Origin of the sequence: Streptomyces sp. NPDC005803 (genome assembly GCF_040630435.1) — a bacterium.
Taxonomy (GTDB): domain Bacteria; phylum Actinomycetota; class Actinomycetes; order Streptomycetales; family Streptomycetaceae; genus Streptomyces.
On sequence record NZ_JBEXXO010000012.1, the window covers coordinates 149,165 to 169,895 of the forward strand.

Genomic DNA, 20,731 nt, shown 5'->3' on the forward strand with positions numbered 1-20,731 from the left:
TTCGCCGGGGGTACGCCATATGCTGATCAGCATGACGAGTGACCCGGAGCAGCAGATCGGAGTGGGAACGCCCGACGCGTTCCAGCGCCTGTGGACGCCCCACCGGATGGCGTACATCCAGGGCGAGAACAAGCCGACCGGTCCGGAGGCCGGCGACGGCTGTCCGTTCTGTGAGATCCCCTCGAAGTCGGACGAGGACGGGCTCATCGTCGCGCGCGGCGAGAAGGTCTATGCCGTGCTGAACCTGTATCCGTACAACGGCGGTCACCTGATGGTGGTGCCGTACCGGCATGTCGCGGACTACACCGAGCTGGACGGTCCGGAGACGGTGGAGCTCGCCGATTTCACCAAGCGGGCGATGACCGCGCTGCGGGCGGCGTCGGGGGCGCACGGCTTCAACATCGGGATGAACCAGGGAGCGGTGGCCGGAGCGGGCATCGCCGCGCATCTGCACCAGCACCTGGTGCCCCGGTGGGGCGGGGACGCCAACTTCATGCCGGTGGTGGGGCACACCCGGGTGCTGCCGCAGCTGCTGGCGGATACGCGGAAGATGCTGGCGGACGCCTGGCCGCGTGCCGCCGCCTGACTCCCGTTCTTCCTCTTCGCGCGCGAGGGCGCCCCGGAGATCCGGGGCGCCCTCGCGCGTAGGCGTCTAGGCGTCGTACAGGTCGGCCTTGCGCGGAGAGGGGTCCTGGACCAGTCCGCTCAGTATCGACGAGCGGTTGCCGAAGCGTTCCGTGTCGACGCCGTTCTCATCGAGGACCTTCATGGCGGCGCTGTGCACGACGCGCAGGACGGGTGTGGCGGCCCGCATCGCGTCGTCGGCCATGAAGCGGTGGCGCCACGGCTTCTCGGCCCAGGCGTGCCGCAGCCCGAAGGGTTCGGGCAGGACGATCTTGCCGCCCAGGTAGTCGAGGAGCGGCGGGTACCAGGTGAAGGGGGCGCGCAGGGCGAGGCGGACGACTTCCTTGGACTCCACCAGCGCCAGGGTGATGTCGCGGGTCTCCCAGAACTTGACGGTCTTGTTGACCGTCCTCTTCTTGGCGGCGGGCTTGCTGGTGAACAGGGAGTGGACGGGGCCGAGCGCGTGTCCGGTGACCTCGATGCGCAAGGTCTCGAAGAGCACCGTGACGGTGATCATCATGGTGATGACCAGCTGGCCGTCCCAGAGGGTGAACTGCACGCCCAGGTAGTGGCGGTCTCCGCCGCCGAACTGCTGGTGGTTGCAGATCCGCTGGATCTCGTGGGGCTTGACCTGGAAGGTGGCGACGTCCTCGCCCTCGGGCCGGGACACCGTGTCGGCGTTCTCCCCGACGGGCGACACGATCCAGTGGGTGACCGAGGGGGTGGGGAAACCGCCCGTGTTCAGCGGGCCGCGCTCCAGCATCTTGAGCTGGTCGTGGATGACGCGTATCAGGTCCCAGCTGCGGAACTGGTGGAACTCCTTGCCGGGCTCCTTCGGGACGAGGTCCTCGGCGAGCTGCCAGCTGCCCCAGCGGGTGCCCATGCCGAGGATGCCCTTGGGACCGGCGTAGAAGACGGAGTTGGACTGCTGTTCGGCGGAGAGCTTCTCCAGGCCCTGGCGGAGGGCCTCGCGGGCGGTCTCGTTGGGATTCTTCGGCACGGCTTCGGGGATCTTGGCGATGACGCCGCCGCCGGAGAGGAGGCCTTCCCAGCGGGCGCGCATGTCCCTGGCGGAGGCCTCGGCGATCCGTTTGGCGATGAACCAGCCGATGACGGGCGCCACGATCATCGCTCGCAGATACAGCCCCAGGAGCCCGGTGAGGGGCATTTTGACCAGGAAGAACAGGGCGGCGATGCCGATGATCGGCAGGAGGGCGTTGCCGAGGGTGGCGAGAACCTTGTCCTTGGTGCTGCCGAGGCCGTCACGGAGACGGAACGCGATGACCCACAGCAGCATCCCGGGCAGGAAGGCGAAGCCGAACAGGGCGGTCACGAGGGTGAGCTTGGTGTCGCGGGCCTTGCGCAGCCGGGTCGCGGAGAGGCAGTGCTCGACGACGGTCTGGGGGTCGCTGCCGAACGACTGGATCAGGGCGGCCCGTGCGCCGCCCAGCATCCGTTCCTGGACGGCGCGGCAGAAGGCCTCGCCGAGGTCGGGTTTGAAGTAGACGGATTTGAAGAGCTTGGAACGCCCTTCCTTCACCTGGGACTTGTGCCATTCGCTGTTGGCTTTGAGGATTTCCTCCACCGGGCTGTCGCGGTACGCGGCAGAGGCGAGGGCGTTGGTCGCCACCGCCGCTCCTGCCGATCCCTGGAGCGGAATCTGTGCTCCGGGAGAGAAATCGAATCCGTTGCTGGCCACTGTCGCCCCCACTCGCCACCGAGGAACCGCTCCTGCGGCTGTTTCCCAACTGCCGGGCCCGGCACACTTTCTGAGCTGGGAGCACAGCGTATCGTCCGGACCGGTTTGCCGTCCGGCCCTGTGGACAACGACGAGCGGCCGGGGGTGTCACCGGCTGGCCGTGCCGTTCTCCTGGTGGGCGTGGAGGCGGTCGGCGAGCTGTGGGGGCATGGCCTCGTGGCGGGCGTAGGAGCGGTCGAACCGGCCGGTTCCGTGCGACAGGGAACGCAGGTCGACCGCGTAGCGGCCGATCTCCACCTCCGGGACCTCGGCCCGCACGAGGGTGCGTCCGGCACCGGACTGCTCGGTGCCGGTCACCCGGCCGCGGCGGCCCGAGAGGTCGCTCATGACCGGCCCGACGTAGTCGTCCGGGATCAGGACGCGGACCTCGGCGACGGGTTCCAGGAGCCGGATGCGGGCCTCGCCGGCGGCTTCGCGCAGGGCCAGGGCGCCCGCGGCCTGGAAGGCGGCGTCCGAGGAGTCCACGGAATGGGACTTGCCGTCCCGCAGGGTGACCCGCACGTCGACCAGTGGGTGCCCGGTGGTGAGGCCGCGGGCGGCCTGGGCGCGGACGCCCTTCTCGACGGAGGGGATGAACTGCCGGGGCACCGATCCGCCGACCACCTTGTCGACGAACTCGATGCCGGACCCCGGGGGCAGCGGCTCGACGTCGATCTCGCAGATGGCGTACTGGCCGTGGCCGCCGGACTGTTTCACGTGGCGGCCGCGTCCGGTGGACGGCCCGGCGAACGTCTCGCGCAGGGCGACCCGGTGGGGGACCGCGTCGACCTGGACGCCGTAGCGCGTGCGCAGCCGGTCCAGCGCCACGTCCAGATGGGCTTCCCCGAGACACCACAGGACCACCTGGTGGGTGTCCGGGTTCTGTTCCAGGCGCAGGGTCGGATCCTCCGCGACGAGGCGGGCGAGGCCCTGGGAGAGCTTGTCGTCGTCGGCTTTGCTGTGCGCCTCGATGGCGAGCGGCAGCAGCGGGTCGGGCATCGTCCACGGTTCCATCAGCAGGGGGTGGTCCGGGGCGGACAGGGTGTCGCCGGTCTCGGCGGCGTCCAGCCGGGCGACACAGGCGAGATCGCCGGCGACGCAGGCGGCGAGCGGCCGCTGCTGTTTGCCGAACGGCGAGGAGAGGGCGCCGACGCGGATCTCGGCCTCGTGGAAGGGCCGGGCCTCGTGGCCGGGGTCGTCGAGTCCGTGGCCGGATACGTGCACCGTGTCGTCGGGGCGCAGCGTGCCGGAGAAGACGCGTACGAGCGAGAGGCGGCCGACGTAGGGGTCGGAAGCCGTCTTGACGACCTCGGCGGCCAGGGGGCCGTGCGGGTCGCAGTCCAGGGCGGGGAGCGAGGTGCCGTGCAGGGTGGTGACGGCGGGCAGCGGACGCTCGACCGGGGTGGGGAAGCCGCGGGTGATCAGGTCGAGGAGCTCGACGGTGCCGATGCCCTGGCGGGCGCCGTCGGCGGCGGGGGCGGCGGTGAGGACGGGATGGAAGGTGCCCCGCGCCACGGCACGTTCGAGGTCGTCGACGAGTGTCTTGATGTCGATGGCGGCGCCGCCGAGGTAGCGGTCCATCAGGGTCTCGTCCTCGCTCTCGGCGATGATCCCTTCGATCAGCCGGTCGCGGGCGTCGGCCAGGGGCGCCTGCTGGGAGTCGGCGGGCGGGTGCTCCCGCCGTTCCCCGCCGGAGTAGTCGAAGATCCGCTGCGTGAGCAGTCCGGTGAGTCCGGTCAGCGGGGCGTGCCCGTCCGAGGTCTCGGGTCCGTGCACCGGCAGGTAGAGCGGGAGCACGGCGTCGGGGTCGTCGCCGCCGAAGATCTCGCCGCAGATCCGGGTCATCGCGTCGAAGGAGGTGCGGGCGGTGTCCAGGTGGGTGACGACGATGGCGCGCGGCATGCCGACGGCCGCGCACTCCTCCCAGACGGCCCGGGTGGTGCCGGCGACGGCATCGGCCTCCTGGGCGGCCGAGACGACGAAGAGGGCCGCGTCCGCCGCGCGCAGACCGGCCCTGAGCTCCCCGACGAAGTCGGCGTATCCGGGACTGTCCAGCAGGTTGATCTTGACGCCGTCCCACGTGACGGGGACGAGGGAGAGGGATACGGAGCGCTGCCGGCGCTGTTCGATCCCGTCGTGGTCGGAGAGCGTGGTGCCGTCCTCGACCCGGCCGGCCCGGTTGACCGCGCCCGCGGTCTGTGCCAGGGCCTCGACGAGGGTGGTCTTGCCGGAGCCGCTGTGGCCGACCAGTACCACGTTCCGGATGGCGGAGGGGTGGTCGGCCGTCGCTGCTCTTCCGGCGGCTCCGGTGTGCGTGTGTGCCTTGTCGCCCATGACGCGTGCCTCCCGGGTGAGGGCGCCGGGCGGGGAACCGCCGGCGCGGGATGGGGAGCGGTCGCACGGGCACGGGGAGGCCGCCGCGGCGGCTTCGGCGACGCCCGCGGTAGTTCCGAGCTTTCCACTCCGTCCGGGCCGCGTCCATACGCGGTACACCGGGGCGGGGCCCGTGCGTCGCACGGCGACAGGTTGACGCGGTCCCCCAGGGTGCCCGGACGGTGGAGCGCGGCGGGCGTGACTACGATGGGCCAGGAGGGTGCTGGAGGTCCTGGCCGGTCCGGCGGCGCCCGGCACGCGCGTCTGCGGCGTTGTCGAATCGTCCTCATGGCCCCGCCATGGGGGCGCTCCGGCGCCTCGCAGCTGCGCGCGCCGGACGCCGCTCGCTGATCGGGCCAGGGCCTTCAGCACCCTCCAGCCGGTGGCCGACGGGGCCATGCGGCCCACCGACCCCCGGGAAGGCCATGCTGAACAAGTACGCGCGTGCATTCTTTACGCGTGTCCTCACGCCGTTCGCCGCACTGTTGCTCCGTCTGGGTGTAAGCCCCGACGCGGTCACCCTGATCGGCACGGCCGGGGTGATGGCAGGTGCGCTGGTCTTCTTCCCGATGGGGGAGTTCTTCTGGGGCACGATCGTCATCACGGTCTTCGTCTTCTCCGACCTCGTCGACGGCAACATGGCGCGGCAGGCGGGCATCTCCAGCCGCTGGGGAGCGTTCCTCGACTCGACGCTCGACCGGGTCGCCGACGGGGCGATCTTCGCCGGCTTCGCGCTCTGGTACGCGGGCAGCGGCGACGACAACGTGCTCTGCGCGGTCGCGATCTTCTGCCTGGCCAGCGGCCAGGTGGTCTCGTACACCAAGGCGCGCGGTGAGTCCATCGGTCTGCCGGTGGCGGTCAACGGTCTCGTGGAGCGTGCCGAGCGCCTGGTGATCTCGCTGGTGGCCGCGGGTCTGGCGGGTCTCCACGCGTTCGGCGTGCCGGGGATCGACGTCCTGCTGCCGATCGCCCTCTGGATCGTCGCCGTGGGCAGCCTGGTGACGCTGGTGCAGCGGGTCGTGACCGTGCGCCGGGAGTCCGCCGAGGCCGATGCGGCCGCCGCGGAGTCGGCTGCGGCGGACCGGGGGAGCGAGGCCGCGCAGTGAGCGGTGCGCCCGGGGAGGCGAGGCCCGGCCCGAAGGAACGGCTGAGCGACGGGTTGTACGGGCTCGGCTGGGCCGCGGTCAAGAAGCTGCCCGAACCGGCCGCGCGCGCGCTCTTCCGTACCCTGGCCGACCAGGTCTGGAAGCGGCGCGGCAAGAGTGTGCTGCGGCTGGAGTCGAACTTGGCGCGGGTCGTGCCGGACGCGAGCCCGGCCCGGCTCGCGGCGCTGTCCAAGGCCGGCATGCGCTCGTACATGCGGTACTGGATGGAGTCGTTCCGGCTGCCCACCTGGACCCCGGAGCGGATCAAGGCGTCCATCGACGTGACGGACGCCCACCGGCTGACCGAGGGGCTCGACGCGGGCCGCGGGGTCGTCCTCGCACTGCCGCACCTGGGGAACTGGGACCTGGCGGGGGCGTGGGTCACCACGGACCTGAAGGTCCCCTTCACGACGGTCGCCGAGCGGCTCAAGCCGGAATCGCTGTACGACCGGTTCGTGGCGTACCGCGAGGGACTGGGCATGGAGGTCCTGCCGCACAACGGCGGGGCCGCCTTCGGGACGCTCGCGCGGCGGCTGAGGGAGGGCGGTCTGGTCTGCCTGGTCGCCGACCGTGACCTGTCCGCCTCCGGCGTCGAGGTGACGTTCTTCGGCGACACGGCCCGGATGCCCGCCGGGCCGGCGCTCCTGGCCCAGCAGACCGGTGCGCTGCTGCTGCCGGTCACCCTCTCCTACGACGACACGCCGGTGATGAAGGCGCGGGTCCACCCGCCCGTCGCGGTACCCGGCTCAGGTGACCGTGCCGAGAAGACGTCTGTGATGACACAGGCCCTGGCCGACGCGTTCGCCCGGGGCATCGCCGAGCACCCGGAGGACTGGCACATGCTGCAACGGCTCTGGCTCGCCGACCTCGAACCCCGCGGAGACTAGTGCCGCGTCAGCCAAGGTCCGCCCGGGCAAACCTTGACTGACGCGGCACCAGGACCTTTCGTCCGGGTCATGCCGGGCTCGCGCCGCCCGGCACGCACTCACCCCACTCTCGGCTTCGCTCGAGCCGGGAGAGGCCCCCTCCGGCGTCGTCGTCGGTCGCCGATGCTCCGCAGTGACTCCCTCCTCCGCCTTGCAGTCGCACGCACCGGACCCCGCTCCCTGATCCGGCCTGACCCGAACGAAAGGCCCCAGCAGTGAAGATCGGCATCGTCTGTCCGTACTCCTGGGACGTCCCGGGCGGCGTGCAGTTCCACATCCGTGACCTGGCCGAGCACCTGATCCGGCTCGGCCACCAGGTCTCCGTGCTGGCCCCGGCCGACGACGAGACGCCGCTGCCGCCGTACGCGGTGTCCGCGGGCCGGGCCGTGCCCGTCCCGTACAACGGCTCCGTCGCCCGGCTGAACTTCGGCTTCCTGTCCGCGGCGCGGGTGCGGCGGTGGCTGCACGACGGCACGTTCGACGTGATCCACATCCATGAGCCGACCTCGCCGTCGCTGGGGCTCCTGGCCTGCTGGGCGGCGCAGGGACCGATCGTCGCCACGTTCCACACGTCCAACCCGCGCTCGCGGGCGATGATCGCCGCCTATCCGATCCTCCAGCCGGCGCTGGAGAAGATCAGCGCGCGCATCGCGGTGAGCGAGTACGCGCGCCGGACCCTGGTCGAGCACCTGGGCGGCGACGCGGTGGTCATCCCCAACGGGGTCGACGTGGGGTTCTTCGGCGCGGCCGAGCCCAGGCCCGAGTGGCAGGGGGACACGATCGGCTTCATCGGGCGCATCGACGAGCCCCGCAAGGGCCTGCCCGTCCTGATGAGGGCGCTGCCCGCGATCCTCGCGGCGCGTCCGGACACCCGGCTGCTCGTGGCGGGCCGGGGCGACGAGGAGGAGGCCGTCGCCTCCCTCCCCAAGGAGATGCGTGCCCGCGTCGAGTTCCTCGGCATGGTGAGCGACGGGGACAAGGCGCGGCTGCTGCGCAGCGTCGACGTGTACGTCGCGCCGAACACCGGCGGCGAGAGCTTCGGCATCATCCTCGTCGAGGCCATGTCGGCGGGCGCGCCGGTCCTGGCCAGCGATCTCGACGCGTTCGCTCAGGTCCTGGACCAGGGGGCGGCGGGGGAGCTGTTCCCCAACGAGGACGCGGACGCCCTGGCCGCGGCGGCGATCCGCCTGCTGGGCGACCCGGAGCGGCGCGCGGAGCTGCGCGACCGGGGGGCCGCGCACGTGCGGCGCTTCGACTGGTCGACGGTCGGGGCGGACATCCTCGCGGTGTACGAGACGGTGGCGGACGGCGCCGCGTCGGTGGCGACGGACGAACGCACGGGGCTGCGGGCCCGGTTCGGCCTGGCCCGGTACTGAGCCCTTCCCCGGACGGCTCCCGGGCCGCCGAGGGGGCCGGGCCCCGCCCGCTCACCGGTAGCCTTGCCGCCCGTGACCGTAACCCTCATCTGGACCGCCGTCGTGCTCGTCGCGATCGGCCTGTATCTCAGCTGGACCGCGGGCCGTCTCGACCGGCTGCACGCCCGGATCGACGCGGCCCGCGCCGCCCTCGACGCCCAACTGCTGCGCCGCGCCTCGGTCACCCAGGAACTCGCCACGTCCGGCGTCCTCGATCCGGCCGCCTCCATCGTGCTGTACGAGGCCGCGCACGCCGCCCGCCAGGCGGAGGAGGAGCACCGCGAGGTCGCCGAGAGCGAGCTGAGTACCGCCCTGCGCGCGGTGTTCGGGGAGCGGGCACAGGTCGAGGCGGTGAAGGAGATCCCCGGTGGTGAGGAGGCCGCCTCGGAGCTGGCGGCGGCCGTCCGCCGGGTCCCGATGGCGCGCAGGTTCCACAACGACGCGGTGCGGGCGGCGCGTGCCCTGCGCCGCCACCGCACGGTGCGCTGGTTCCGGCTGGCCGGGCACGCCCCGTTCCCGCTGGCCTTCGAGATGGACGACGAGCCGCCGGTGGCCCTCGCGGACCGCCCGGTCAGCTGACGGAGCGGGTGCGGCCTGCCCGCGCCCGCCGTCGTACCGGGCCAAAACGATCCACCGGCCTTCCATTGGCCCTTGCTGTGGACCGGTGCCGGAGAGTTTGCTCAGCAGTGCATCAGCCCTGCGCTTCAGCAGCCCCTTCTCCGAGTGAGGTCGATCCGTGTCCACGAATCCCGCCGCCCCGCAGTCCACCGACGCCCCCGCCACCGGCACCGCCCGCGTCAAGCGCGGCATGGCCGAGCAGCTCAAGGGCGGCGTGATCATGGACGTCGTCAACGCCGAGCAGGCGAAGATCGCCGAGGACGCGGGCGCCGTGGCCGTCATGGCCCTGGAGCGGGTGCCGGCCGACATCCGCAAGGACGGCGGCGTGGCCCGGATGTCGGACCCGAACATGATCGAGGAGATCATCGAGTCCGTCTCCATCCCGGTGATGGCGAAGTCCCGCATCGGCCACTTCGTCGAGGCCCAGGTCCTGCAGTCCCTGGGCGTCGACTACATCGACGAGTCCGAGGTCCTCACCCCGGCCGACGAGGTCAACCACAGCGACAAGTTCGCCTTCACCACCCCGTTCGTGTGCGGTGCCACCAACCTGGGTGAGGCCCTGCGCCGGATCGCCGAGGGCGCGGCCATGATCCGCTCGAAGGGCGAGGCCGGCACCGGCAACGTCGTCGAGGCCGTCCGTCACCTGCGCCAGATCAAGAACGAGATCGCCCGGCTGCGCGGCTACGACAACAACGAGCTGTACGCCGCCGCCAAGGACCTCCGCGCCCCGTACGAGCTGGTCAAGGAGGTCGCCGAGCTCGGCAAGCTGCCCGTCGTCCTCTTCTCGGCGGGTGGCGTCGCCACCCCGGCCGACGCCGCCCTGATGCGCCAGCTCGGCGCCGAGGGCGTCTTCGTCGGCTCCGGCATCTTCAAGTCCGGCGACCCGGCCAAGCGCGCCGCCGCCATCGTGAAGGCCACCACCTTCTACGACGACCCGAAGATCATCGCGGATGCCTCCCGCAACCTGGGCGAGGCCATGGTCGGCATCAACTGCGACACGCTGCCCGAGGCCGAGCGCTACGCCAACCGCGGCTGGTAGTCACTGATGAGCGACACCCCTGTGATCGGCGTCCTGGCTCTCCAGGGCGACGTACGGGAACACCTGATCGCCCTGGCCTCGGCGGACGCCCTGGCCAGGCCGGTCCGGCGTCCCGAGGAACTCGCCGAGGTCGACGGCCTGGTCATCCCGGGCGGCGAGTCCACCACGATGTCCAAACTGGCCGCGCTGTTCGGCATGCTGGACCCCCTGCGCGAGCGGGTGCGGGCCGGGATGCCGGTCTACGGCACCTGCGCCGGGATGATCCTGCTCGCCGACAAGATCCTCGACCCGCGCTCGGGCCAGGAGACCGTCGGCGGCATCGACATGATCGTGCGCCGTAACGCTTTCGGGCGGCAGAACGAGTCGTTCGAGGCGGCCGTCGAGGTCGCCGGGATCGACGGCGGCCCGGTCGAGGGCGTCTTCATCCGTGCCCCCTGGGTCGAGTCCGTGGGAGCGCAGGCCGAGGTGGTCGCGGAGCACGGCGGCCACATCGTGGCGGTTCGGCAGGGAAACGCCCTCGCCACGTCATTCCACCCGGAACTGACCGGGGACCACCGGCTTCACGCGTACTTCGTCGACATGGTGCGCGCGGTGACCTGACTCGACCCCGGTAGGATCTCTCGGGTTCGTACGGATTTTGGTGACGCGAAGGAGAAGGCAGATGTCCGGCCACTCTAAATGGGCTACGACGAAGCACAAGAAGGCCGTGATTGATGCCAAGCGCGGCAAGCTCTTCGCGAAGATGATCAAGAACATCGAGGTCGCGGCCCGTACCGGCGGTGCCGATGTGTCCGGCAACCCGACCCTCTTCGACGCCATCCAGAAGGCCAAGAAGAGCTCGGTCCCGAACAAGAACATCGACTCGGCGGTCAAGCGCGGCGCAGGTCTCGAAGCCGGTGGCGCCGACTACGAGACGATCATGTACGAGGGCTACGGCCCGAACGGCGTCGCGGTGCTCATCGAGTGCCTCACCGACAACCGCAACCGTGCGGCGTCCGACGTCCGCGTCGCGATGACGCGCAACGGCGGCTCGATGGCCGACCCGGGCTCGGTCTCGTACCTGTTCAACCGCAAGGGTGTCGTGATCGTCCCCAAGGGCGAGCTGGGCGAGGACGACGTGCTCGGTGCGGTGCTCGACGCCGGTGCCGAGGAGGTCAACGACCTCGGCGACACGTTCGAGGTGCTCAGCGAGGCCACCGACATGGTCGCGGTCCGCACCGCGCTGCAGGACGCCGGCATCGACTACGACTCGGCCGAGGCCAACTTCGTCCCGACCATGCAGGTCGAGCTGGACGAAGAGGGCGCGCGCAAGATCTTCAAGCTGATCGACGCGCTGGAGGACAGCGACGACGTGCAGAACGTCTTCGCCAACTTCGACGTCTCCGACGAGGTCATGGAGAAGGTCGACGCCTGAGCGGGTGTCGGGCGACCGGCGAGGCTTTTGGCGGACGGGCCGACGGGGACACACCCCGTCGGCCCGTCGCATTGTCAGTGCGAGCCGATAGCCTGCCAGAACAGTTGACCGATCGGCAGGGAGGGGGCGAACCGTGCGGGTACTGGGCGTGGACCCCGGGCTCACCCGGTGCGGCGTCGGAGTCGTCGAAGGCGTCGCCGGCCGGCCCCTGACGATGGCCGGGGTGGGCGTCGTGCGCACACCGGCCGACGCGGAGCTCGGCCACCGGCTGGTGGCCATCGAGCGCGGCATAGAGGAGTGGCTCGACGAACACCGGCCCGACTGCGTCGCCGTGGAGCGCGTGTTCGCCCAGCACAACGTGCGTACGGTGATGGGCACCGCGCAGGCCAGCGCGGTCGCCATGCTCTGCGCGTCCCGTCGCGGCATCCCCGTCGCCCTGCACACGCCCAGCGAGGTCAAGGCCGCCGTCACCGGCAGCGGACGCGCCGACAAGGCCCAGGTCGGCGCCATGGTCACCCGGCTCCTGCGCCTGGACGCCCCGCCGAAACCGGCGGACGCGGCCGACGCCCTCGCCCTCGCCATCTGCCACATCTGGCGCGCCCCCGCGATCAACCGCCTCCAGCAGGCGCACGCGGCCGCCGCAGCCGCTTCCCGCACCCCCCGCATCCCGCGCACCGCGGCAGTCCCCGTCCGGAAGGTCCCCCGATGATCGCCTTCGTCAGCGGCCCCGTCGCCGCACTCGCCCCGACCACGGCCGTGATCGAGGTAGGCGGCATCGGCATGGCCGTCCAGTGCGCGCCGAACACCCTCGCCGCCCTCCGCGTCGGCAAGGAGGCCAAGCTCGCCACCTCCCTCGTCGTACGGGAGGACTCGCTGACCCTCTACGGCTTCGCCGACGACGACGAACGGCAGGTCTTCGAGCTCCTCCAGACCGCCAGCGGGGTCGGTCCCCGGCTCGCCCAGGCCATGCTCGCCACGCACAGCCCGGACGCCCTGCGCATCGCCGTGGCCACCGGCGACGAGAAGGCGCTCACCGCCGTGTCCGGCATCGGCAAGAAGGGCGCCCAGAAGCTCCTGCTCGAACTGAAGGACAGACTCGGCGAGCCGGTCGGCGCCCACATCGGCCAGCAGGGCATCGCCACCGCGGTCTCGTCCTCCTGGCGCGACCAGCTCCAGGCCGCCCTGATCGGTCTCGGCTACGCCACCCGCGAGGCGGACGAAGCGGTGTCCGCCGTGGCGCCGCAGGCGGAGGAGGCGCTCGCCCAGGGCGCCCAGCCGCCCGTACCGCAGTTGCTGCGGGCCGCCCTGCAGACCCTCAACCGCGCGCGCTGAGCGGGCCCGGGCCCACACCCCTGACGCCCGGCCTGCCACCCACGGCCCGGCACCGAGACACCCGAGGCGGGACTGACGAGATGAACTGGGACGAGACCGGACCCGACACCGGCGAGCTGCTCGACGAGCGGCTCGTCGACGCCGGCGCCGACGGCGAGGACACCGCCGTCGAGGCGGCGCTGCGCCCCAAGGACCTCGACGAGTTCGTCGGCCAGGAGAAGGTGCGCGAACAGCTCGACCTGGTCCTCAAGGCGGCCCGCGCCCGCGGCGCCACCGCCGACCACGTGCTGCTCTCCGGAGCCCCCGGTCTGGGCAAGACCACCCTGTCGATGATCATCGCGGCGGAGATGAACGCCCCGATCCGGATCACCTCGGGACCCGCCATCCAGCACGCGGGCGACCTGGCGGCGATCCTCTCCTCGCTCCAGGAGGGAGAGGTCCTTTTCCTCGACGAGATCCACCGCATGTCCCGGCCCGCCGAGGAGATGCTCTACATGGCCATGGAGGACTTCCGGGTCGACGTCATCGTCGGCAAGGGCCCCGGGGCCACGGCCATCCCGCTGGAGCTGCCGCCCTTCACCCTGGTCGGCGCGACCACCCGGGCCGGACTGCTGCCGCCCCCGCTGCGCGACCGCTTCGGCTTCACCGGACACATGGAGTTCTACGCCCCGACCGAACTGGAACGGGTGATTCACCGCTCGGCCGGACTCCTGGACGTCGCGATAGACCTCGAAGGCGCCGCCGAGATCGCCGGCCGCTCCCGGGGCACGCCCCGCATCGCCAACCGCCTGCTGCGCCGGGTCCGGGACTACGCCCAGGTCAAGGCCGAGGGCAGGATCGACCGGGAGATCGCCGCGGCGGCCCTGCGGGTGTACGAGGTCGACGCCCGCGGACTGGACAGGCTGGACCGGGCGGTGCTCGGGGCCCTGCTGAAGCTCTTCGGCGGCGGCCCGGTGGGCCTGTCCACGCTCGCGGTCGCCGTGGGTGAGGAGCGCGAGACGGTCGAGGAGGTCGCGGAGCCCTTCCTCGTACGGGAAGGCCTGCTGGCCAGGACGCCGCGGGGGCGGGTCGCCACCCCGGCCGCCTGGGCCCACCTCGGACTGGTTCCTCCGCAGCACGGCGGAAAGGGACAACAGGGCCTGTTCGGGGCGTGATGCGTCACAGGTTGACCCACAGAGGAACCACGGTGCCATGCTGGGCGTTGTTCCATCGATGCGGACTCGCTTAGACTCCGCCGATGCCGCCCTTAAAGGTCGGTGTACCCACCCCCGTAGATCAGGCCGCCCTCCAGCGCGGTCGTGCGAAGGAAAATCGTCCCGTGAATCCCGTGACTCTCCTCCCCTTCATCGTGCTCATCGGGGCCATGTTCCTGATGACGCGGTCCGCCAAGAAGAAGCAGGCGGCGGCTGCGAACATGCGCAATGAAATGCAGCCCGGCACCGGCGTCCGGACGATCGGGGGCATGTACGCCACCGTCAAGGAGCTTCACGACGACACGGTCCTCCTTGAGGTCGCCCCCGGCGTCCACGCCATCTACGCGAAGAACGCCATCGGCGCCGTCCTCGACGACGCGGAGTACAACCGCATCGTCCACGGCGACGCGGAGGAGCTCGACGTCGACGGCGCGATCGTCCCGGACGACGCCTCTTCGCTGACCGAAGCCGACGAGGACACCTCGAAGGACGCGAAGCCCGACCTGGTCAAGAAGACCGAGGCGGACGACGCCGAGCAGGCCGACGACACGGCCGACAAGAAGACCGAGGGCAAGGCCGACGGCGAGGCCGACGCGAAGTAGCACACGACCCGGGGATGCCGTGAGCCCACAGGCATCCGGCCATCCCCGGACCGTGCGGTCTTCTGCGGGGGCGGGTCCCCACTAAACTTCGTGGCCGCTCGGGCGCGTACCCGGCGCGGGGCGGTTGGACAGGGAGAAACGAGAAGGTGGCAGCACCGAAGAAGGGCCGAGGACCGGCCGGCGGTCAGGGCAGGCCGGGGCGTTCCCTGGCTCTGATCCTGATCGCCATGGTCGCTCTCACCGGCGGGATGTTCCTGGCCCACCAGCCGACGCCGCGACTCGGCATCGACCTGGCCGGTGGCACGTCCATCACGCTGGAGGCGAAGGCCGAGCCCGGCCAGGAGTCGGCGGTCAACAAGACCAACATGGACACCGCGGTCCAGATCATGGAACGCCGCGTCAACGGTCTTGGCGTCTCCGAGGCCGAGGTCCAGACCCAGGGCGATCGCAACATCATCGTCAACATCCCCAAGGGCACGAACTCCGCCCAGGCCCGTGAGCAGGTCGGCACGACCGCCAAGCTCTACTTCCGGCCGGTGCTGACCGTCGCCCAGGGCACGCCCACACCCGCGCCGAGCGCCTCGTCCACCGACAAGGCCAGCCCGTCCGCCACGCCGAGCGCCTCCGCCTCGGACAAGGCGAGCAGCCCGTCCGCGAAGCCCGGCGCGACCGCCACCACCCAGGGCCGCGCGGTCACCGGCGCCCTGAAGGCGGACTCCTCGCCCACGCCGAAGGCGAGCTCCACCCCGACGCCCTCCGCCGCGGAGCAGGCGGCAGCCGCCGATCTGCAGAAGAGGTTCGAGGCGCTGGACTGCTCCAGCAAGGCCTCCCGCGCCAAGGCGAGCCAGGGCACCAAGTCGACCGACACGGTCGTCGCCTGTGAGCAGGACGGCAGCGCCAAGTACATCCTCGGCCCGGCCGAGGTGTCGGGCACGGACGTGGACAGTGCCAAGGCCGCGATCAACCAGCAGAGCGGTCAGTGGATCGTTCAGATGGAGTTCACCGGCGGCGGCGCCAAGAAGTTCCAGAAGACCACGGGCAAGCTCGCCCAGCAGCAGTCGCCGCAGAACCAGTTCGCCATCGCGCTCGACGGTGAAGTCGTGTCGGCGCCCTCCGTGAGTGAGGCGCTCAGCGCCAACGCGGAGATCTCCGGCAGCTTCACCCAGCAGTCCGCCGAGGATCTGGCCAACGTGCTCTCCTACGGTGCGCTCCCGCTCTCCTTCCAGGAGCAGAGCGTCACCACCGTCACCGCCGCCCTCGGTGGCGAGCAGCTCCGCGCGGGCCTCATCGCGGGCGCCATCGGCCTGGCCCTGGTGGTCATCTACCTGGTGGCCTACTACCGCGGGCTGGCGATCATCGCGCTTCTCAGCCTCCTGGTCTCCGGCATCCTGACCTACACGATCATGTCGCTGCTCGGCCCGGCCATCGGCTTCGCGCTGAACCTGCCGGCGGTCTGCGGCGCCATCGTGGCGATCGGCATCACCGCGGACTCGTTCATCGTGTACTTCGAACGCATCCGGGACGAGATCCGCGAGGGCCGCACCCTCCGCCCGGCCGTCGAACGGGCCTGGCCGCGCGCCCGGCGCACCATCCTCGTCTCCGACTTCGTGTCGTTCCTGGCGGCGGCGGTCCTGTTCGTGGTCACCGTCGGAAAGGTCCAGGGCTTCGCGTTCACGCTGGGTCTCACCACCCTGCTCGACGTGGTCGTGGTCTTCCTCTTCACCAAGCCCGTCATGACGCTCATGGCCCGCACGAAGTTCTTCGCGAGCGGTCACCCGTGGTCCGGACTGGACCCGAAGCGGCTCGGCGCCAAGCCGCCGCTGCGTCGTTCGCGCCGTGTCAACGCCCCCACCGACCCGAAGGAGGCGTGAGATGTCGCGACTCGGCAATCTCGGCGCCCGTCTCTACCGCGGCGAGGTCGGCTACGACTTCATCGGCAAGCGCAAGATCTGGTACGGCGTCTCGATCCTGATCACCATCACGGCCATCGTCGGCCTGGCGGTCAGCGGCCTGAACATGGGCATCGAGTTCAAGGGCGGCGCCGTCTTCACCACCCCGAAGACGAGCATCTCCGTCGACAAGGCGGAGGAGCTGGCGTCCGAGAGCTCGGGCCACCAGGCCATCGTCCAGAAGCTGGGCAACGGCGGTCTGCGCATCCAGATCACCGAGGTCGACACCGCGAAGTCCGACCAGATCAAGGGCGAGCTCTCCAAGGGCCTCGACGTCCCGGCCGAGAAGATCGCGGCCGACCTGGTCGGCCCCAGCTGGGGTGAGCAGATCGCCAACAAGGCCTGGACCGGCCTCGGCGTCTTCATGGTCCTCGTCGTGATCTACCTGGCGATCGCCTTCGAGTGGCGGATGGCCATCGCGGCCCTCGTCGCGCTGATCCACGACATCACCATCACCGTGGGCGTCTACGCCCTGGTCGGGTTCGAGGTCACCCCGGGCACGGTGATCGGTCTGCTGACGATCCTCGGTTACTCCCTCTACGACACGGTCGTCGTCTTCGACAGCCTCAAGGAGGGCACGAAGGGGATCACCAAGCAGACCCGGTGGACGTACAGCGAGATCGCCAACCGCTCCATCAACGGCACGCTGGTCCGCTCGATCAACACCACGGTCGTCGCCCTGCTGCCGGTCGCCGGTCTGCTGTTCATCGGTGGCGGCGTCCTCGGCGCCGGCATGCTGAACGACATCTCGCTGGCCCTCTTCGTCGGCCTCGCCGCCGGTGCGTACTCCTCGATCTTCATCGCCACTCCGCTCGTCGCCGACCTCAAGGAACGCGAACCGCAGATGAAGGCCCTGAAGAAGCGGATCCTCGCCAAGCGCGCCGCGGCCGCGGCCAAGGGCGAGTCCTACGAGGGCGAGCAGACGGACGAGCGGACCCCCGAGGACGCCGAGGACACCGCGCCCGCCGGTGCGGTCGTCGGCCAGCGCCAGCAGCCCCCCAGGGGCCACGGCCGGACCCCGGGGAAGCGCCGATGACCAGCACGGCCGAGAGCACCAGGGAGCTCCTGCTCAGCCGGATCCGTGACGTGGCGGACTACCCGAAGCCCGGCGTGATGTTCAAGGACATCACCCCGCTGCTCGCGGACCCGGTCGCGTTCACGGCCCTCACGGACGCCCTCGCGGAACTGTGCGTACGGCACGGTGCCACGAAGATCGTCGGTCTGGAGGCCCGCGGCTTCATCCTGGCCGCGCCGGTCGCGGTACGGGCGGGCCTCGGCTTCATCCCCGTCCGCAAGGCCGGGAAGCTGCCCGGAGCCACGCTGGGCCAGGCGTACGAGCTGGAGTACGGCACCGCGGAGATCGAGGTCCACGCGGAGGACCTGTCGGCCGACGACCGCGTCATGGTCATCGACGACGTCCTGGCCACCGGCGGCACCGCCGGGGCCTCGCTGGAGCTGATCCGGCGGGCCGGGGCCACGGTCGCGGGTGTCTGCGTGCTCATGGAGCTGGGTTTCCTGGCCGGCCGTGAACGGCTGGAACCGCACCTGCGGGGCGCTCCGCTGGAAGCCCTGATCACGGTCTGACCACGGACCGACGGCTGCCGGACGGCAGCCGGCACAGCTGACCGCACAGCGCGGCGGGCACCCGGGAACAACCGGGTGCCCGTTTCGCGTTGTGAGGGCTCTCACCGTCCCCGGGGGAGCTCCGGCCACAGGGTCGATACGATGGCCTTTCCGGGTGTCCGGATCCGCACGAGGAGCGCTCTTGCCAGACGAGGCCCAGCCAGTCGCCGCCCCGCAGCCCGACAAGCCCGCGGCGGCCCCAGCCACGCCCGCGAAGCAGCAGCCCGCGGAGAAGCCGAAGCCCCCGGCGCCCGAGCCCGGCGCGGGCCCGGCCCCCGCCGAGGCGAACGGGCCCGCGCCCGCTTCCCCCGCGCAGCCGGCCGTCCCCGCCTCCCCGGCGCCCACCGCCCCGAAGCCGCCCTCCAAGCCCGCGACGGCGCCGGCCGCCCCCGTGGGCCCGGTGTCCCGTACCGGCGGCTCCTCCAACCGCGTCCGGGCCCGGCTGGCCCGCCTCGGCGTCCAGCGCTCCAGCCCGTACAACCCGGTCCTGGAACCGCTGCTGCGTACCGTCCGCAGCAACGACCCCAAGATCGAGTCGTCCACGCTGCGCCAGATCGAGCGCGCCTACCAGGTCGCCGAGCGCTGGCACCGCGGCCAGAAGCGCAAGAGCGGCGACCCGTACATCACCCACCCGCTCGCCGTGACCACGATCCTGGCCGAGCTGGGTATGGATCCGGCCACGCTGATGGCCGGCCTGCTGCACGACACGGTCGAGGACACCGAGTACGGCCTGGACACGCTGCGCCGCGACTTCGGCGACCAGGTCGCCCTGCTGGTCGACGGCGTCACCAAGCTGGACAAGGTCAAGTTCGGCGAGGCCGCGCAGGCCGAGACCGTACGCAAGATGGTCGTCGCCATGGCCAAGGACCCCCGGGTCCTCGTCATCAAGCTCGCCGACCGGCTGCACAACATGCGCACCATGCGCTACCTCAAGCGGGAGAAGCAGGAGAAGAAGGCCCGCGAGACGCTGGAGATCTACGCCCCGCTGGCCCACCGCCTGGGCATGAACACCATCAAGTGGGAGCTGGAGGACCTCGCCTTCGCGATCCTCTACCCCAAGATGTACGACGAGATCGTCCGCCTCGTCGCCGAGCGGGCCCCCAAGCGCGACGAATACCTCGCCATAGTGACCGACGAGGTCCAGTCCGACCTGCGCGCCGCCCGCATCAAGGCCACCGTCACCGGACGGCCGAAGCACTACTACAGCGTCTACCAGAAGATGATCGTGCGCGGCCGGGACTTCGCCGAGATCTACGACCTGGTGGGCATCCGGGTGCTCGTCGACACCGTCCGCGACTGCTACGCGGCCCTCGGCACGGTGCACGCGCGGTGGAATCCGGTCCCCGGCCGGTTCAAGGACTACATCGCGATGCCCAAGTTCAACATGTACCAGTCGCTGCACACCACGGTGATCGGCCCCAGCGGCAAGCCCGTCGAGCTGCAGATCCGTACGTTCGACATGCACCGCCGCGCCGAGTACGGCATCGCCGCGCACTGGAAGTACAAGCAGGAAGCCGTAGCGGGCGCCTCCAAGGTGCGCACCGACGTGCCCAAGAACACCGGCCGCGGCCAGGACACCGTCAACGACATGGCGTGGCTGCGCCAGCTCCTGGACTGGCAGAAGGAGACCGAGGACCCCAGCGAGTTCCTGGAGTCGCTGCGCTTCGACCTCTCCCGCAACGAGGTCTTCGTCTTCACGCCCAAGGGCGACGTCATAGCGCTTCCCGCCGGGGCCACACCCGTCGACTTCGCGTACGCCGTCCACACGGAGGTCGGCCACCGGACCATAGGCGCCCGGGTCAACGGGCGGCTCGTCCCCCTGGAGTCGACGCTCGACAACGGCGACCTGGTGGAGGTCTTCACCTCCAAGGCGGCCGGCGCCGGGCCCTCCCGCGACTGGCTCGGCTTCGTCAAGTCACCGCGCGCCCGCAACAAGATCCGTGCCTGGTTCTCCAAGGAGCGCCGCGACGAGGCGATCGAGCAGGGCAAGGACGCCATCGCGCGGGCGATGCGCAAGCAGAACCTGCCGATCCAGCGCATCCTGACGGGCGACTCCCTGGTCACGCTCGCCCACGAGATGCGCTACCCCGACATCTCCTCCCTCTACGCCGCGATCGGCGAGGGGCACGTGGCGGCGGCCGGCGTCGTGCAGAAGCTGGTGCAGGCGCTCGGCGGCGAGGACGCGGCCAACGAGGACCTGGCGGAGAGCTCCCCGCCCTCGCACGGCCGCAACAAGCGCCGCGCCAACGCGGACCCGGGCGTGGTCGTCAAGGGCGTCGAGGACGTCTGGGTCAAGCTCGCCCGCTGCTGTACACCGGTGCCCGGCGACCCGATCATCGGCTTCGTGACCCGGGGCAGCGGCGTCTCGGTGCACCGGGCCGACTGCGTCAACGTCGACTCGCTCTCGCAGCAGCCGGAACGGATCCTCGACGTGGAGTGGGCTCCCACCCAGTCCTCGGTCTTCCTGGTCGCCATCCAGGTCGAGGCGCTGGACCGGTCCCGGCTCCTGTCGGACGTCACGCGGATCCTGTCCGACCAGCACGTCAACATCCTGTCCGCGGCCGTCCAGACCTCCCGTGACCGGGTGGCCACCTCGCGGTTCACCTTCGAGATGGGCGACCCCAAGCACCTGGGACACGTCCTGAAGGCCGTACGCGGCGTGGAGGGCGTCTACGACGTCTACCGGGTGACCTCGGCCCGCCGGCCGTAGGCGGGGGCCCACGACCCGCCCCAGGGCCCT

Annotated in this window: 18 protein-coding genes; 16 read left to right on the forward strand and 2 right to left on the reverse strand. The window is 71.0% G+C overall.

Annotation, left to right across the window (positions count from 1 at the left end):
- Positions 1–19 precede the first annotated feature (19 nt).
- Positions 20–586 (forward strand): HIT domain-containing protein, encoded by a 567-nt coding sequence (locus ABZ454_RS18940; protein WP_359539306.1) that lies wholly within the window; start codon positions 20–22, stop codon positions 584–586.
- A 66-nt stretch (positions 587–652) separates the two neighbouring features.
- On the opposite strand, the gene ABZ454_RS18945 is transcribed toward ABZ454_RS18940, so the two are convergent.
- Positions 653–2,323 carry a hypothetical protein gene (locus ABZ454_RS18945; protein ID WP_356324012.1) on the reverse strand — a complete coding sequence of 557 codons (1,671 nt, stop codon included), beginning with the start codon at positions 2,321–2,323 and terminating at the stop codon, positions 653–655.
- A gap of 147 nt (positions 2,324–2,470) precedes the next feature.
- Positions 2,471–4,696: an elongation factor G-like protein EF-G2 gene (locus ABZ454_RS18950; protein ID WP_356324014.1), complete on the reverse strand. Its 2,226-nt coding sequence runs from the start codon at positions 4,694–4,696 to the stop codon at positions 2,471–2,473.
- 464 nt (positions 4,697–5,160) lie between these two features.
- Between ABZ454_RS18950 and pgsA the strand changes: the two genes are divergently transcribed.
- The 15 genes from pgsA (at position 5,161) to ABZ454_RS19025 (ending at position 20,701) form a co-directional block, all read left to right on the forward strand.
- Positions 5,161–5,841: a phosphatidylinositol phosphate synthase gene (gene pgsA / locus ABZ454_RS18955; RefSeq protein ID WP_356324017.1), complete on the forward strand. Its 681-nt coding sequence runs from the start codon at positions 5,161–5,163 to the stop codon at positions 5,839–5,841.
- Positions 5,838–6,767, forward strand: coding sequence for a phosphatidylinositol mannoside acyltransferase (locus tag ABZ454_RS18960; RefSeq protein ID WP_356324019.1), 930 nt, complete (start codon positions 5,838–5,840; stop codon positions 6,765–6,767). Before pgsA ends, ABZ454_RS18960 begins: the two co-directional genes overlap by 4 nt.
- Positions 6,768–7,021: 254 nt before the next feature.
- Positions 7,022–8,182 carry a glycosyltransferase family 4 protein gene (locus ABZ454_RS18965; RefSeq protein WP_356324021.1) on the forward strand — a complete coding sequence of 387 codons (1,161 nt, stop codon included), beginning with the start codon at positions 7,022–7,024 and terminating at the stop codon, positions 8,180–8,182.
- 72 nt (positions 8,183–8,254) lie between these two features.
- Positions 8,255–8,800, forward strand: coding sequence for a hypothetical protein (locus ABZ454_RS18970; RefSeq protein WP_356324023.1), 546 nt, complete (start codon positions 8,255–8,257; stop codon positions 8,798–8,800).
- Positions 8,801–8,957: 157 nt separating this feature from the next.
- Positions 8,958–9,878: a pyridoxal 5'-phosphate synthase lyase subunit PdxS gene (gene pdxS, locus ABZ454_RS18975; protein WP_356324025.1), complete on the forward strand. Its 921-nt coding sequence runs from the start codon at positions 8,958–8,960 to the stop codon at positions 9,876–9,878.
- 6 nt (positions 9,879–9,884) lie between these two features.
- Positions 9,885–10,478 (forward strand): pyridoxal 5'-phosphate synthase glutaminase subunit PdxT, encoded by a 594-nt coding sequence (pdxT, locus tag ABZ454_RS18980; protein WP_356324027.1) that lies wholly within the window; start codon positions 9,885–9,887, stop codon positions 10,476–10,478.
- Between the two features lie 61 nt (positions 10,479–10,539).
- Complete coding sequence (locus ABZ454_RS18985; RefSeq protein ID WP_329035552.1) at positions 10,540–11,292, forward strand: YebC/PmpR family DNA-binding transcriptional regulator; 753 nt, start codon at positions 10,540–10,542, stop codon at positions 11,290–11,292.
- A gap of 133 nt (positions 11,293–11,425) precedes the next feature.
- Complete coding sequence (gene ruvC, locus ABZ454_RS18990) at positions 11,426–12,001, forward strand: crossover junction endodeoxyribonuclease RuvC (RefSeq protein WP_356324029.1); 576 nt, start codon at positions 11,426–11,428, stop codon at positions 11,999–12,001.
- Complete coding sequence (gene ruvA / locus ABZ454_RS18995) at positions 11,998–12,624, forward strand: Holliday junction branch migration protein RuvA (RefSeq protein WP_359539314.1); 627 nt, start codon at positions 11,998–12,000, stop codon at positions 12,622–12,624. Before ruvC ends, ruvA begins: the two co-directional genes overlap by 4 nt.
- An 80-nt stretch (positions 12,625–12,704) precedes the next feature.
- Complete coding sequence (gene ruvB / locus ABZ454_RS19000; protein ID WP_359539316.1) at positions 12,705–13,778, forward strand: Holliday junction branch migration DNA helicase RuvB; 1,074 nt, start codon at positions 12,705–12,707, stop codon at positions 13,776–13,778.
- A gap of 164 nt (positions 13,779–13,942) precedes the next feature.
- Positions 13,943–14,419, forward strand: a complete 477-nt coding sequence (gene yajC / locus ABZ454_RS19005) for a preprotein translocase subunit YajC (protein WP_359539318.1) — start codon at positions 13,943–13,945, stop codon at positions 14,417–14,419.
- Between the two features lie 146 nt (positions 14,420–14,565).
- A complete protein-coding gene (secD, locus tag ABZ454_RS19010) occupies positions 14,566–16,290 on the forward strand; it encodes a protein translocase subunit SecD (RefSeq protein ID WP_356324038.1) in 1,725 nt (574 codons plus the stop codon).
- A 1-nt stretch (position 16,291) separates the two neighbouring features.
- Positions 16,292–17,404: a protein translocase subunit SecF gene (gene secF, locus ABZ454_RS19015; RefSeq protein WP_356324040.1), complete on the forward strand. Its 1,113-nt coding sequence runs from the start codon at positions 16,292–16,294 to the stop codon at positions 17,402–17,404.
- Positions 17,401–17,952, forward strand: a complete 552-nt coding sequence (locus ABZ454_RS19020; protein WP_359539321.1) for an adenine phosphoribosyltransferase — start codon at positions 17,401–17,403, stop codon at positions 17,950–17,952. Before secF ends, ABZ454_RS19020 begins: the two co-directional genes overlap by 4 nt.
- A gap of 181 nt (positions 17,953–18,133) precedes the next feature.
- Positions 18,134–20,701 carry a bifunctional (p)ppGpp synthetase/guanosine-3',5'-bis(diphosphate) 3'-pyrophosphohydrolase gene (locus ABZ454_RS19025; protein ID WP_359539322.1) on the forward strand — a complete coding sequence of 856 codons (2,568 nt, stop codon included), beginning with the start codon at positions 18,134–18,136 and terminating at the stop codon, positions 20,699–20,701.
- The last annotated feature ends 30 nt before the right edge of the window (positions 20,702–20,731 follow it).